Origin of the sequence: Neorickettsia helminthoeca str. Oregon, from assembly GCF_000632985.1 — a bacterium.
GTDB classification, from domain to species: domain Bacteria; phylum Pseudomonadota; class Alphaproteobacteria; order Rickettsiales; family Anaplasmataceae; genus Neorickettsia; species Neorickettsia helminthoeca.
Genome location: NZ_CP007481.1, coordinates 108,560 through 121,972 on the forward strand (window position 1 = coordinate 108,560; position 13,413 = coordinate 121,972).

Below are 13,413 nucleotides of genomic sequence, written 5' to 3' on the forward strand. Positions count from 1 at the left end.
TTTGGTAATAGTCTACTTCGATATTTTTGACGATTTTTCAAGAGAGTCTACTTTCTTCTATATACCGTGCTCTGGGTGATGATGGAATCTAGTGGTTGATCATGTTTTTCTATTTTTAGCTCAGCGCAGAGTTGTTCATCGTATCCAAGACCTATGTAACGTGTATGAAAACCATTTGATCTTGAAGAATCAATGAACCTATCAAAGAATCCCTTACCGAAGCCTAATCTATGACAGTCTTCGTTGAATGCTATCAAGGGGACAAGTACCACGTCAGGAGTGATTCTGACTCCATTCTTGGGTTGTCTTATCTGAGAATTTTTGAGTTGTATTAACTCATCACCGTTTTTCCATGTTCTGAAAAGCATTTCTCTACTCCCTGAGGTACATGGTAGACACAAGATTTTATCTGTTAGATTATTCAATAGAAGCATAGGATCGACTTCACCATCAAGTGGAATGTAGAGACCAATGCTTGCATATTGCCTCAAGCGAAACTCCCTAAGAAAGTTCTCCATTATTGATGTATCCAGTAGAGGCTTATTCGGTAATTCCTTTCTTATTTGGCGGTACTTTTTCCTCAATGGGGCCTTATTCATTGGTTGCCTATAGGTGTTGTTTTCAGTATGGAGATCACATTTTCGTCAGCACTGAATAAGTATATCATCATTTCCGAGATCAACTGCCAGGATCACTTTTGATCAAGGATACAACGGCATAAGTCGAAATCCCTTCCTTCCTACCCTCAAATCCGAGCTTTTCCGTTGTTGTTGCCTTGATACTCACTTGGCTTTTTGCAACTCCGAGCAACACCGCTACTTTTCCCCGCATCACATCTTTATAACTCTGAATTTTTGGTGCCTCACACACTATCGTCAGGTCTGCGTTGTTCACCTGATACCCCTCTCGTGAGAGAAGTGATATCACTTCTCTCACGAGATAAGACGAAGCCTTTCCCTTCCACTGCGGATCTGTGTTGGGAAAAAGTGTACCGATGTCATTTGCGTATTCTATGTTAGCCGCCCCGAGGAGAGCATCGACTAGAGCATGTAAGGCAACATCGCCATCCGAGTGTGCTATCACCCTGTAGCTACAAGGAATTTGAATACTACACAACATCGTGAACCCATCATCTTCGCTTTGAACTCTCTCTATCCTATGAACGTCGTATCCAAATCCAATGCGAAACATTTAATGTCTACCGAAAGCCTACAAGACCTAGGATGTCATAACATGAATCTTGTGAAAATTGAAACGTCCACAGAATTTCTTGAACATGTTGGAGAATCAGTAAACTCTATGATTTCAGGTGTTTTCGATATTGGAGATTCCAATAGTAGTGCACATAAGCAATTTTTACATCTAAATCTACCTGGTAAGTATGATATGGTCAGTGGCGCAATATTGTAGTAAGATATCCTGGAGTCTCGCCGCTATGGCTCAGTGGTAGCGCGCTTCATTGGTAATGAAGAGGTCTCAAGTTCGATTCTTGATAGCGGCACCCCTTTATAGAATGTTTGTCCCAAAATTAGAATTAGAAATCGCTTGGAGCTACTTGGCTTCGAAGAGCTTCAGGGGGCTTGTCTCCATCCTCTCGCTACTAGGGATAGCTATAGGCGTTGCTTCACTGATTGTTGTGACCTCAGTGATGGATGGTTTTAGAAACGAATTGTTTTCAAGTCTTATTGGTATTGGTGGCCATGTCAATATTAGAGTGCGGCACTATACCTATGATGACTTTGCAACTCTGAACGCTTCCTTATCTGAAATAGAACACATCTCTACCGTAGTACCTGCGCTTGAAATGCAATCCATTGTTTCAAATGGCAATGAGGTGACAGGAGTCCTAGTTAAGGCGATGAGTCTACAGGATTTTTCCGATGACCATTTCGTAATGGACAAGATAGTTGCTGGGGAAGTTTCGGGATTTCAGGATGGTGTGATCATCGGAAAGAGAATAGCCGATAGTCTTGGAGTCGGTGTTGGTGATGAGATTACTTTCTTATCAGCATCGTATAGCAACACAATACTTGGCCCAATCCCAAGGATGAAGCGTATAAAAATTGCTGCAATCTTCTCGTTCGGAATGGTAGAGTACGATAGTGCGCTGATCTATATGCCCTTTGATATTGCATCAATTTTTTTCCGCTCTGGTTTGAATAACGTCAGTATTTATCTAGACGATCCTGGCATTGCTCATGATGTTTCTAAGAAGATAATGTCTAAGTTGCCTGAAATGGATATATCAAGTTGGCAGGATGAGAAAAATCCGTATTTCCGTGCAATAAAGATTGAAAAAAGTATAATGTCCATCATTCTAATGATGATTGTCTTAGTGGCAGCATTTAATATCATTTCGAGTTTGTTCATGTTGGTGGACGAAAAAAAGCAATCTATTGCGATCCTGAGGACAATGGGAATGACGAAAGCTAGTATCATCAGGATCTTCATTTCATGTGGTAGTATAATCGGGGTAGCAGGTACAGCTCTTGGGGCGTTCCTGGGGGTACTTTTGAGTCTGAATATCAATGGTGTGAGGTCCATGATAGAAAAATTGACAGAAGAGCCTCTCTTTGATCCTTCTGTGTATTTTGTGGATAAAATACCAGTTTCTCTGAGTTTTACTGGAGTGACGGTAATATCACTGTCAGCGATGTTGATTGCATTTTTGGCGACTATTCCGCCAGCTTATAAGGCTTCCATACAGAATCCTGGCTCTGTGCTGCGCTGAAAGTGTAAGCTCCCTTGTGACCACTTCCATAATTATTTCAAAGGTATTCTAAGCTCCCGATCTATCTGAGCTTCTGTATACAGCGGTATTGATCTACCTAATCCTCTCTGTCATGATATCTCGGGGCTGCCCATATTGCGAGTGGATTCACTTAAACTATGGCATCTAAGTTTCTCTGTGAATGCGTATATAATCTCAGTCGGTTCAATGTAGAATTTTAGTTCCTCATGTGTCAGTGGATGGGTAAATTGAAGCGAATGCGCCCATAGTCCATGATGTTCCATTATTAGATCAGCTTCTTTTTTCAGGCCGTATAACTTGTCACCGAGAATGGGACAACCTAAGGATTTCATGTGTACCCTAATCTGATGTGTTCTTCCAGTTTCTAGTGTGCACTCTATGACGCTATACTTCCTATCGCTACTTTGAGCTATGACGTTGTAATATGTGATAGCACTTTTCCCAGTGTGCTGGCTCACTACCATTTTTTTGCGATCCCTCTTGATTAGTGTTCTGATGGCCCCTGATGTGAGTCCCGGGACAGCATGAGTAATAGCCAGATATTTGCGCCTAACTTCTCGATTTTTGATCATCTCGCAAAGTAGTGCGTGCACATGATCAGTTTTTGCCACGATAAGAAAACCTTCTGTATCTTTATCTAGTCTATGCACTATCCCTGGTCGTATGGACCCTGCATTGCTTAGCTGCTCTTGGGTATAGTGATGTAAGAGTGCGTTCACTAGTGTGCGATCTTTGTTTCCTATTCCTGGATGTACTACTAATCCTGCGGGTTTATAGAGTACGACTAAACCTTCATCCTGGTATCTGATATCGAGTGCGTGGGAGTACGGCTTGCGTTGTTTTTGCGCGGTTGCCATACCCAATATAGAGTACTCCTGTCCACAGAAAACACATTGTGAGGGTTTTAAAACACTTTTCCCAGCTAATGTAACCATTCCCCATCTTATCAGCTGTTGAACCTTGCTGCGTGATAATACAGCAAGGGCTCGCAGCAGAAAGAGATCCAAGCGCACACCATGTTCGTCTTCTGATACAATGTACTTGTCTTTCACCAATCTTCATTCGGAGGATCAACCTACAGATTACAGTAGATAGGACTCTCAAGTAAATTAGCCTAGGGCGCTATTTTGGATTCTTGCCCTGTTACCACTCCTTGAAGCTTTGGATCCGTTATTTGATTCTTTGCTTTAGTTTCTAGCTCAGTGAACATGTAAATTAATCCCGCAATACTTGCTGCTATCACCACGGCTGAGGCAACGGTGGCAGTAAAGAGAAGACCTCTGCTAACAGCATCAACAGTCGCATAATCATGGACAGCCCTGTTCAGAAAAAAAGCAAATGCAGCGATATTCAGGCAGAGAACAGCTGTGCAAACAGGAATCCAAATGCACACAGCTTTTCTACTCAGACGCAGTCTTTTCAGTATTTCCTCATCTGGAAGACCTACTCCTGATTCTAATGCATCGTAGGCATCCATTACATTCTCGCAAAATGAATGCGTGTAATCACATTCTAATAAACATTTGTGTTTAGAGATATCCCTACTGTGTTCTTCCCTTATAGCATTAAGTGTGTTCTGCAGCTCTACTCCACTTTTGTTGATGATCCTTTCAAGATCAGGAGCAAGGATCGACAGCTCTTCAGCTCCGAGAAGGTTTTCTTTTTTATGAGCAAGTGCTTCCGCCACATTCCGTGGGTTGTAAGTAAAATGTTTTGCAGCTTCAACAGCGAATACACCACAAGAATACGAATCACATTGCAGGTATACACCATCCTGAATGAATAAAACATATGCCTCTAGAGCCTTCTCTACAGTAAATCTACTAGGAGAGCTGTTTAAAACTAGTGTATATATTCTTTCGCTTTGCTCAGGATCCCTGAAAGTGATAAATGTTTGCCAGTGTCCATTATCTGGAAGGCCAGTCTCCACAACTGTTGTTTGTGCAGTGTGACTTTTTTTTATTAATAACTCAGTTCTTGCCGCTGCTACCACTGAATTCAGGAAATTATTGCGACTCTGTAAATCATTGAGTTTTTCAGGCCACAAGCGAGCTCGGACAAATGACGCATGGTTTACGACACAAAACGTCGCCTTCCCCTTTGCTCGTGCACCAATAGAAGCTAATAACAGTGTCACAACACCGTCCATATACATAGAATCCGGACCTGTGAGGTCTTTAACAGTAACGTCAGAGCCTACCTTTAGTATCATTTCTGATTTCAAACCGGATATGCTCCCAAGCATACCATTTTTGTCATACTCTGTCCACAGAGTGTATCTATAAAGTTGTATTTTAGTGTTGCTTTTTCCATTGGTTAGGGATTTTTCTTTGAAAGAGGATGGTGAGAAATCACCTCCCTGTGTAGCTCTTGTTGTGAAACGTGAGTATAGATCTGTGTGGTGGTAATCTGTGAATGTCCAAGGAGATCTTGTACAAGTTTTATGTCCATTCCCCTGTCCAGTAGGTGTGTCGCGAATGAATGTCGGATAACATGCGGCGAGATTCTTTCTGGGGCAATATTGCACTTTATTGCCAGTTCCTTTAGAAGTTGACCCAATCTTTGTCTGGATATGTGCCTGTTTTTCCCACCGGTGCCCGGGAAAAGCCATTCCGAAGTACTTTGATGGGAGTGTAAATATCGTATCAGTACTTCTATAGACCTCTTGGAGAATGGCAGTATCCTTTCTTTTCTTCCTTTGCCCTGGATAATGATGTGCTGTTGCCCTTTCAAAAGTGGCCCTATGTCTGCAATCTTTAACCGTATTAACTCAGAAACCCGCATACCTGATGCATATAACATTTCTAGCATCGTATGTAGACGTAGTGTGTCCGGATAACCCTGCCCAAGAAATGTAAGTAATCCTTTTATCTCCTCCTTGATTAGATATCTTGGCAGTATCAGGGCTTTCTTTGGTAACTCAATATCCTTCATGGGATTAATGTAAATGAGCTTCTCGAAGTACAGGAAAGTATAAAATTGTCTGAGTGTGGCGATTTTTCTTCTTATTGTGGCGCTCGAGTATCCTCTCTCTTTAAGTCCGGTGATGTAACTACATAGATCTTCCTTTGAAGCTTGGATGAATTCAGTCTCTTCAAGGAACTTCTGCAAAAGCACTAGATCTGTTTTGTAACTGGCGATCGTATTAAATGATGCATTCCTCTCCACAAGCATCTTTTCCAGAAAATGCTCAATGTATTTATTATCATTTATGCTCATGAATTCTCCCACACTTGTTTCAATGTATCCATCTACTCTTCCTATAAGGGCAGTACTTCTGTATCATCGACGGCACCTTGATCTCTCAATCCAGCTCCGAAGCGAAGGAAGTTTTCCTCAAGAACGTTACTCAGCGAGTTTCTTTGTGATATCCAGTTGTCTTTCCACAAGTGTTTCACGCGGGAGAGTGAGATAACTGAATACAAATATTAATCCTAAAATGGATAACACCAACAGTATGATCTTCTTTCTTATGGATTTATTTTTTTTTCGCATTATTTGTCTCCGATGCTTAGTGTTGAACCCTTTCATCTTACATCCTTAATGCTTGCTGTGGCTATAAGGTTTTCCATCATAGTGTGTTTGACCTCAAGGAATTCACTGAGTCATAGTGATTTCTAAGTGTTGATTTCGTTAGAATAAATTTTTACAATCTCCCTTTGATACCGACTTTATGATGCGCATCGATACAATATTATCAGCCTATTCACATAATTCTGCCGGCTCTAGGGCGAATCTCGCTAGGGTTCTCATGCATGGGCGGCTTGCGAATACAGGGAGGCTTCTAATACTGCCAGTAGACCAAGGCTTCGAGCATGGTCCAGATGAAAGTTTCCATGGCAATTTGCCTTCTTATGATCCGGAGTATCATATTCAACTGGCTATCGAAGCCGGTCTTAGTGCGTATGCTGCTCCACTTTCCATGCTTGCGGATGTTGCTCATAAGTATCCTAACAGGGTTCCTCTGATTCTGAAACTTAATAGTGCCAGTAAGCTTTTCCCTAAGAGTTGCCCTCCGGATCAGGCTTACATTGGAACTCCTGAAGATGCTCTCAAGCTCGGATGTGTTGGGATAGGTCTCACGATTTATCCGGGCTCTGAAAACTATAGGTTGATGTTAGGTGAATCTGCTAAAGTTATAGCTAAGGCCAAGTCTCTTGGACTTCTAGTTGTGATATGGGCTTATCCGCGTGGAGGTGATCTACCCTCTAAGGATGAGATCGCATTGGATATTGTGTCTTATGCGGCGCACATGGCCTGTCTCGCTGGTGCCGACATTGTGAAAGTGAAACTACCTAGTGCCGATCTTGCTAATGCTCATAGTAAACTTGGGGTAGTAGAGGATCTTTCTGATAGGGTAAAGGTGATTGTAAGATCTTGTTTTGCTGGGAAAAGGCTGGTTTTATTTTCTGGTGGGCAGAGTAAGGGTTTACCTACTCTTTATGAAGAGATAAAAGCTATCAGAAATGGTGGTGGGGCAGGCTCTATAATGGGAAGAAATGCCTTCCAGCGGCCCCAGAAGGAAGCTCTTGAGATGCTTTCGGAGATTATCTCACTATATAGGCAGTGAGTATGAGTTCGCATTTTTGTGTAGTTACAGTTCGTTAGTTGCTCAGGTTTACAACCTTTTCAACGAGGATCAATGCACTGGCGACCTGTGGATGTTGAATTCTTTTCCACAAAAGCGCTACCGACTATTTTCCTCGCTTTGGTCTGTAGCAGAACTGCCAAATACTGCTGATTGTAATCTCGCACTCGCTACGTCTTGTAAAACATAATCATCCCGTGTGCGTGGTTGAGCGTGGATCCCGTTAGGACTTGGTCCTGGGTGAGGACTCTGATTCTCTGGGCCTTGCTGGGCAGAATCTTCATTAGCGTTTAGATAAGATCTGTTCTCAAAAGCTAGAATTGGTGCAGCTTCATCAGAGGGTAGCTCGCATACATAAATCTCCGCGATTTCCTCCTCTTTTTGTTCTGCTTCTAGTGAACTCCAATACGGACTATGTACGGCGTCTGTGAAATCCAAAGCCTTAGGTAGTTGCGGCTCACCTCCCAACCCAAGATATTCCCTGGCTTTGACTAGCAGGTAATAACAGAACGAAAAGATTAGAATCAACAGGGCAATTATATTGAGTGCCAGTGTTGTTTCGCAATCACCATGAAGGCTGCACTTGGTTATTGCTATAGTCAGGTTGTACACCAGGACTGCGACGATAAAAATCAGCGCAAGGGCTATACAAATATTTCGGTGTAACAGTTTCGTAGCTTGTGATTTAGTACAACTCCTACTTGAAGGAGCCTGACTAGCTATGTTGTTTATATCTATATCCTTATTGATCGGAAGATTTTGTGGGCCGAGCATGCTTTTTACGATGAAGGTTATTATCTAGTCAAAATAGACTTACAATGCATTCTATTACATTCTATAATCGTCCAAATTCTGTTACTAACTCTTGGAGAAGGAAAGTTATAAGCTTCAACTTTAGCCTAACGTACGTTGCTACTCCAACTTACACCCAGATCAAAATGCGATTGGTTGCCTTTATTAGTCTGTAGTTTAGAGGTAGTGCTACAACAGCTATATGAACTGTTAACACGATCACCTCTCTCAGACCCCAAATACAATTTTGGCTTTCGATTTCTTCCCGGTGATGTAGAGACCCTCTTGGATTAGTCGTATTTTCCAATAGCTGGAATTATTCTACATTAGAGAAATAAGCCTATCACTTTCTTACAAATTTTACCATCTATCCTCGCAAGAAGATAGTATTAGTGCTTTAAACCTGTACTAGTACCAATACTTCCACCAATACCCGAGCTGAGGATGTATAACAGATATTGCACAATGTTAACGAATCTCATGCCTTAAGGTTGATACAGCCTGTGAAAATAGAGATCAAAAATGCTTCTCAGATCGAGCATTTTTGTGCTCCAGAGAAATATGTCCAAGTGTTACCACGTATACCAAGCAAGTGAGGTTCTAGTAGCCTTGATAACTACTCCTGTCCTTGGTGATGTCGTTTCTTGGCTTATCCAGCACAAGAAAATCTGATTGTTTTGCTTTCCTCGCGTTTGATTTGCGCTGTATCGCCGTTTGTACTCAAATCACCGTTTCCATTGAGTTTGCCATCGAAAATCTTTACTGCTTACACCGTCGGTATTTCCCTACTTGCCTTATGGACGTGCTTGGCGATGCGTGTTGTTCGGTCATTGATAGTATACTTTCTCAAATAGATAGATTGCATGTTCGTACTATGAGAATATTGCAATTCTGGGTTTGTAGCAGTACGGATTCCTGGTCTCTTGTTTCAGTTGGAAATTGAATTTGCAAAAGTTTATACGAATTTATACGAAAACGAATTGAGAGCTTCCCTCTTGATAATTTCTAGCATGCGTTCAAAGGTTATTCCTGATAGGAGCTTCTGTGCTATTGCTACAAACCTCCAATGAAATGTTGTCTTTTTATCAGAAAAGCTCTGAGAATTTAGATCCACGAGAAATCTACTAGAGTGCTGAGGCATGGATAGTTTCTTCAGATTGGTGTAGAATAGCTTGTGTTTAAGGCTGGATGGCAGATTGGTTATGCAGAGGACTGCAAATCCTTGTAGGTCGGTTCGATTCCGGCTCCGGCCTCAAAAGAATGATCATGATAGCCCTTTTGTTCTCTTCTTTCGTCCTCAGGCATTTTCCAGTTGTTGACTTTCGAGGTGATCGCTTTGTTTCGTCGTTATGAGGTTTTCTCTACTAGTCCTGCTATGCATGGTTATTTTCTTGTGCTCGTGCTTAAAGGATAGCGAAAAGGAAGTTGAATCTGCAGTGGTGGAGTCGCGTTACTTCAAGACAGCTGTAGTAACGCCGTCTTTACGTCCAGTCGTAATAAGTGGGTATGGCTTCGTTGATACTGTACAGCGATATTTTCTTTACCCGCAGGTGCAGGCTGAGGTAGTACAAAAAGTCTCTAAGGATGGAGAAGTAGTACAACAAGGTGACGAAATATTACGTCTTGATAGTAGTGTACAAGAGATTCATTTACAGAGTTTGAGAGCTCTAGCTGAGGAAAGAAGAATGGAATATCAAGCTGCAAAGGATTTACACGAATCCGGATATCTACCAGCAGCGAAATTTTCCGGAGCACTTGCGGGTTTGAAAAAAGCTGAAGCCGACTTGAAAGCATTGGAAAATCAAATAGAAAAGCACATTATCAGAGCGCCGGTCTCCGGGGTGTTGAGTAAGATTAATGTATCCCATGGGGATTTGGTATCCCCGGGCGTAACTTTGTTGGGGGAGATTATACCCTTCGGTGATTACCTGGTGCGCATCAAGGTGTCGGAAAGGAATATCTTAACTTTGAAGGAAGGTCTAGATGCTGAGATTGAACTTTCTGGATTAGGGGACTGTAGAGGTAAGGTGAAGTTCGTTTCATTAGTTCCTGATACAGCAACTCGCACTTTTCCAGTTGAAATAAAAATAAATCAGGGTTGTATAGGCGAAAGTATTATTCCTGTAGGAACCACAGCTCAAGTGAAAGTTATAATAGAGAAACGATTTCTTTATAGAGTTCCTGCAAGTGCGCTGGTACTGGATAAGGATAATAATATCACCATGAAGGTGATAAGTGAGGGAGCGGTCAAGTCTGTACATGTAGAGGTGATAGAGGAAGAAGGGGAATGGTTTTGGATCTCCCAGGACGCTTTAAAGGGAGAAGTAGAAGTAGTTGTTGTCGGGAGTAGTTTGCTTATAGAAGATAAAAAATTATAAATGATTGAGTCCATATGTTATGTGAGCATGACTAAGGACAGTCAGATTTTTCAGTGTTTTTTCACGGAAATGGGTCATACAGATGCTTGAGTTTTTCTTTATTTTTCAGAATTATTTTCTTCAGTTTTTCGTGATCCCTATGCTTATCTGTATAGGTTTCTGGACTTCCTGCAAGATGGGTTGGATTCATATCGTGAAGTTGCCGACTGCAGTCAAATGCCTTTTTATACCAGCTAAGGGTTCCCATAGAAATATGTCATCCTTTTCAGCTTTCTCTGCTATATTGGGTGGCAACCTTGGTGTAGGCAATCTTTCCGGTACTGCGATCGCACTTTCTATCGGTGGACCTGGTTCGATAATCTGGATGGTTCTTATTATTCTTTTTACTGCTTCGATCAAGTACGTTACCTGCTATCTGAGCCTAGTGCACAGAATAAGACGAGGTAGCCGCTTTATTGGTGGTCCGATGTACTTTCTTCGTGATGGTTTTGGATCTAAAGCTCTGGCAGCTTTGTTTTGTTTGGGCACGATCTGTACAGCAGTTATCGGTGGAGGACTAGTGCAAGTCAATTCACTTGCTTTACCCATGGATTACATCAACATCCCAAGAATCTATGGGGGGCTATTTTTTGCGTCTATCGTCGCTGTTGTGACATTAGGTAAATTGAGAGTCTTCACCAGAGTGATCTCGTTTGTTGTGCCATTTATGGCGATCGCCTACTTAGGGATTTCTATATACATACTTGTCATAAATGCTGGTAAGATTCCTGCCGCTATCTCATTGATATTTAGTTCTGTTTGGAACACTACGGACGTCCAGGGTGGTGCTATCGGTTTTGTTTGGAGTCAATTTTTCGCTACCATGCAAATGGGTATCTCAAGAGGGATATTCGCTTCTGACATAGGCTTCGGATTGGAGGGGATCCTTCATGCCAACGTGAAACATCAAGAGGGCCATACGCTCCCTTTAGAAGTCGAACAAGGTCTTATAGGGGTAATCTCCCCTTTTATTGTTCTGTTAGTTTGCTTCGTTACGGCCCTGGTGCTGATGGTAACGGGAGTTGTAGCGGGTCCATTCGAGAGTACTAACATGTGTTTCGAAGCCTTCAAGGTAGGTACTAATAGTGAATTTGCAGGTTACTTCCTCATTGTAGTACTTTTCTGCTTTGCTTTCACGACCGTTCTGACCTGGTCCTTTTGTGCTCAGTGCTCGTTCGAGTATCTAACAAATTATGATCCTAAGGTGCTCAAATTATGGAAAGTTTTCTTTGTACTTATCATGCCACTTGGTGCATTATTTGATGTGTACTCCCTTTGGAGAGTTGTTGATCTTGCTTCCGCGATTATGCTTATTACGAATCTAATAGGGATAGCCTTCCTAGCGAAGACAGTCGTGCATGAGACCAATAAGAGTGTATAAGACTCTGAGTTTGCTGCCTTATCAGCATTTGATATGCTGGAAATGGCAGTTCTAGTGGACTCCTTAATCACTAGACGATTATAAGAAGTAATTCTGTGGAGTGAAATGGCAAAATGGAATCTACCCGAAAGGAGAGATAAGAAAATCGCATTTGTCGATGCAAATATCATTGATCCTGAGAGTGGACTAGAGATTTTCGGTGATCTTGTTGTGTCTGATGGGAAAATTAGCGATTTTGGTGAATCGCTGTTAAGTGAAATTGAGCTTAAGTCCTTCGATGAGGTGATAAATTGTTCCGGATACTTTCTTATTCCTGGTGTCATAGATATACATGTACATCTCAGGGATCCCGGTCAATTGTATAATGAGGACATACATTCTGGGACTAAAGCTGCTGCAGCCGGAGGTGTGACGACCGTCGTTTGCCAGCCTAATACAAAACCTCCAATTAATACAGTAGAGACATTGAAATACATACGGGATAAAGCTAGGACAGAGGGTTTCGTTAATGTGTTGTGCTATGCAGCAATAACTAATGATGGTAACGAGCTCACCGATATGTTTGCTCTACATAAAGCAGGTGCCGTTGGTTTTACTGATGACGGATTACCAGTAATGAATCCGCTTTTGATGCGTCAAGCATTTGCAAATGCTGCTTTTTTGAAAGTCCCTGTAGCGCAACACGCTGAGGATCTTTACCTCTCCAATGGGGGATGTATCAATGAAGGCGTGATGTCACATAAATTAAATGTTCCGGGTATTACGGATTTAGCTGAGTCAGTGATGGTTGCCCGAGACGTAATGCTCCTGGATCAACTAGATTCTCACTATCACGTGTTACATGTTTCAACGAAGAAAGCGGTTGAGATTATAGAGACAGCCAAGTCCAGAGGTATGAACGTCACATGTGAGGTCACTCCTCATCATTTCTTACTGACTGAGGAGGCTGTGGTGGACTACAACACTGACGCTAAAATGAATCCACCTTTGCGTACTGAGCAGGATCGTCTATATATGATCGAGGCATTGAAAAATAGCACAATTGATGCTATTGCATCTGATCATGCGCCGCATAATGGTCTATATAAGAATCTTCCATTGAGGGAAGCAGCTTTCGGTATTATAGGATTAGAGACAATATTACCTCTTTCACTTGAGCTGTATCACGATGGTGTTATGGACTTACACTCACTATTAGCAAAGCTGACCTGTAATCCTGCCAGAATAATTAATTCTAGCGCTGGTCGGATTAAGGTGGGTGCACCAGCTGATCTGGTTCTACTGGATTTAAATGCAGAGATTGTAATCGACTCCGCGAAGTTTGTGAGCAAGTCTAAGAACTCTCCTTTTGTTGGGCGCAAAACTAAAGGTAAGGTGCTACGCACGATTGTCGCAGGAGATTCTGTTTATACTGCGGATTAAAGATTGCCTACGCGGAAATGCGGATATCAGGTTCCGATTTCTGTGCGCGATTTTAGCATGT

The 13,413-nt window shown here is 42.0% G+C and carries 13 protein-coding genes and 2 tRNA genes; 8 read left to right on the forward strand and 7 right to left on the reverse strand.

Going from position 1 to position 13,413, the window contains the following annotated elements; genetic code table 11:
- Positions 1-47 precede the first annotated feature (47 nt).
- Together NHE_RS00515 and ispF are read right to left on the reverse strand one after the other, a co-directional pair.
- Complete coding sequence (locus tag NHE_RS00515; RefSeq protein WP_038558833.1) at positions 48-599, reverse strand: 5-formyltetrahydrofolate cyclo-ligase; 552 nt, start codon at positions 597-599, stop codon at positions 48-50.
- Positions 600-678: 79 nt separating this feature from the next.
- On the reverse strand, positions 679-1,191 hold the full coding sequence (gene ispF / locus NHE_RS00520) for a 2-C-methyl-D-erythritol 2,4-cyclodiphosphate synthase (RefSeq protein WP_038558836.1): 513 nt from the start codon (positions 1,189-1,191) through the stop codon (positions 679-681).
- 3 nt (positions 1,192-1,194) lie between these two features.
- Between ispF and NHE_RS04345 the strand changes: the two genes are divergently transcribed.
- The 3 genes from NHE_RS04345 (at position 1,195) to NHE_RS00530 (ending at position 2,731) form a co-directional block, all read left to right on the forward strand.
- Positions 1,195-1,410, forward strand: a complete 216-nt coding sequence (locus tag NHE_RS04345; protein ID WP_156927333.1) for a hypothetical protein — start codon at positions 1,195-1,197, stop codon at positions 1,408-1,410.
- Between the two features lie 19 nt (positions 1,411-1,429).
- Positions 1,430-1,501: transfer RNA gene (locus NHE_RS00525), tRNA-Thr, on the forward strand.
- A gap of 12 nt (positions 1,502-1,513) precedes the next feature.
- The gene (locus tag NHE_RS00530) at positions 1,514-2,731 is read left to right on the forward strand and encodes a lipoprotein-releasing ABC transporter permease subunit (protein WP_038560362.1); all 1,218 of its coding nucleotides are present in this window, start codon (positions 1,514-1,516) and stop codon (positions 2,729-2,731) included.
- 110 nt (positions 2,732-2,841) lie between these two features.
- Here NHE_RS00530 and NHE_RS00535 read toward each other — a convergent pair whose 3' ends face one another.
- The 4 genes from NHE_RS00535 to NHE_RS04350 form a co-directional block, all read right to left on the reverse strand.
- Positions 2,842-3,804 carry an RluA family pseudouridine synthase gene (locus tag NHE_RS00535; RefSeq protein ID WP_232214999.1) on the reverse strand — a complete coding sequence of 321 codons (963 nt, stop codon included), beginning with the start codon at positions 3,802-3,804 and terminating at the stop codon, positions 2,842-2,844.
- Positions 3,805-3,866: 62 nt separating this feature from the next.
- The gene (locus NHE_RS00540; protein ID WP_038558839.1) at positions 3,867-4,997 is read right to left on the reverse strand and encodes a hypothetical protein; all 1,131 of its coding nucleotides are present in this window, start codon (positions 4,995-4,997) and stop codon (positions 3,867-3,869) included.
- A 71-nt stretch (positions 4,998-5,068) separates the two neighbouring features.
- Complete coding sequence (gene xerA, locus NHE_RS00545; protein ID WP_038560367.1) at positions 5,069-5,971, reverse strand: site-specific tyrosine recombinase/integron integrase; 903 nt, start codon at positions 5,969-5,971, stop codon at positions 5,069-5,071.
- 126 nt (positions 5,972-6,097) lie between these two features.
- Complete coding sequence (locus NHE_RS04350) at positions 6,098-6,247, reverse strand: hypothetical protein (protein WP_156927335.1); 150 nt, start codon at positions 6,245-6,247, stop codon at positions 6,098-6,100.
- Between the two features lie 181 nt (positions 6,248-6,428).
- On the opposite strand from NHE_RS04350, the gene NHE_RS00550 reads away from it, so the two are divergent.
- Entirely contained in the window at positions 6,429-7,322 is an 894-nt protein-coding gene (locus tag NHE_RS00550; protein ID WP_084473327.1) for a class I fructose-bisphosphate aldolase, read from the forward strand.
- Positions 7,323-7,439: 117 nt separating this feature from the next.
- Here the strand turns inward: NHE_RS00550 and NHE_RS00555 are convergent, their stop codons facing one another.
- Positions 7,440-8,114, reverse strand: coding sequence for a hypothetical protein (locus tag NHE_RS00555; protein ID WP_038558843.1), 675 nt, complete (start codon positions 8,112-8,114; stop codon positions 7,440-7,442).
- A gap of 1,200 nt (positions 8,115-9,314) precedes the next feature.
- Here NHE_RS00555 and NHE_RS00565 point away from each other — a divergent pair.
- The 4 genes from NHE_RS00565 to NHE_RS00580 all read left to right on the forward strand — a co-directional run bounded on the left by NHE_RS00565 (position 9,315) and on the right by NHE_RS00580 (position 13,352).
- A tRNA-Cys gene (locus NHE_RS00565) sits at positions 9,315-9,385 on the forward strand.
- A 96-nt stretch (positions 9,386-9,481) separates the two neighbouring features.
- The gene (locus NHE_RS00570) at positions 9,482-10,510 is read left to right on the forward strand and encodes an efflux RND transporter periplasmic adaptor subunit (RefSeq protein ID WP_038558847.1); all 1,029 of its coding nucleotides are present in this window, start codon (positions 9,482-9,484) and stop codon (positions 10,508-10,510) included.
- Between the two features lie 82 nt (positions 10,511-10,592).
- Complete coding sequence (locus tag NHE_RS00575; RefSeq protein ID WP_051579501.1) at positions 10,593-11,930, forward strand: alanine/glycine:cation symporter family protein; 1,338 nt, start codon at positions 10,593-10,595, stop codon at positions 11,928-11,930.
- Positions 11,931-12,035: 105 nt separating this feature from the next.
- Positions 12,036-13,352: a dihydroorotase gene (locus NHE_RS00580; protein WP_038558849.1), complete on the forward strand. Its 1,317-nt coding sequence runs from the start codon at positions 12,036-12,038 to the stop codon at positions 13,350-13,352.
- Positions 13,353-13,413: the final 61 nt, after the last annotated feature.

Coding starts and splice junctions, on each gene's coding strand:
- NHE_RS00580 (WP_038558849.1), top strand. CDS start 12,036: ATGGCAAAATGGAATCTACCCGAAAGGAGAGATAAGAAAATCGCATTT.
- NHE_RS00530 (WP_038560362.1), top strand. CDS start 1,514: ATGTTTGTCCCAAAATTAGAATTAGAAATCGCTTGGAGCTACTTGGCT.
- NHE_RS04350 (WP_156927335.1), bottom strand. CDS start 6,247: ATGCGAAAAAAAAATAAATCCATAAGAAAGAAGATCATACTGTTGGTG.
- NHE_RS00540 (WP_038558839.1), bottom strand. CDS start 4,997: ATGCTTGGGAGCATATCCGGTTTGAAATCAGAAATGATACTAAAGGTA.
- NHE_RS00550 (WP_084473327.1), top strand. CDS start 6,429: ATGCGCATCGATACAATATTATCAGCCTATTCACATAATTCTGCCGGC.
- NHE_RS00555 (WP_038558843.1), bottom strand. CDS start 8,114: ATGCTCGGCCCACAAAATCTTCCGATCAATAAGGATATAGATATAAAC.
- NHE_RS04345 (WP_156927333.1), top strand. CDS start 1,195: ATGTCTACCGAAAGCCTACAAGACCTAGGATGTCATAACATGAATCTT.
- NHE_RS00515 (WP_038558833.1), bottom strand. CDS start 599: ATGAATAAGGCCCCATTGAGGAAAAAGTACCGCCAAATAAGAAAGGAA.
- NHE_RS00570 (WP_038558847.1), top strand. CDS start 9,482: ATGAGGTTTTCTCTACTAGTCCTGCTATGCATGGTTATTTTCTTGTGC.
- ispF (WP_038558836.1), bottom strand. CDS start 1,191: ATGTTTCGCATTGGATTTGGATACGACGTTCATAGGATAGAGAGAGTT.
- NHE_RS00575 (WP_051579501.1), top strand. CDS start 10,593: ATGCTTGAGTTTTTCTTTATTTTTCAGAATTATTTTCTTCAGTTTTTC.
- xerA (WP_038560367.1), bottom strand. CDS start 5,971: ATGAGCATAAATGATAATAAATACATTGAGCATTTTCTGGAAAAGATG.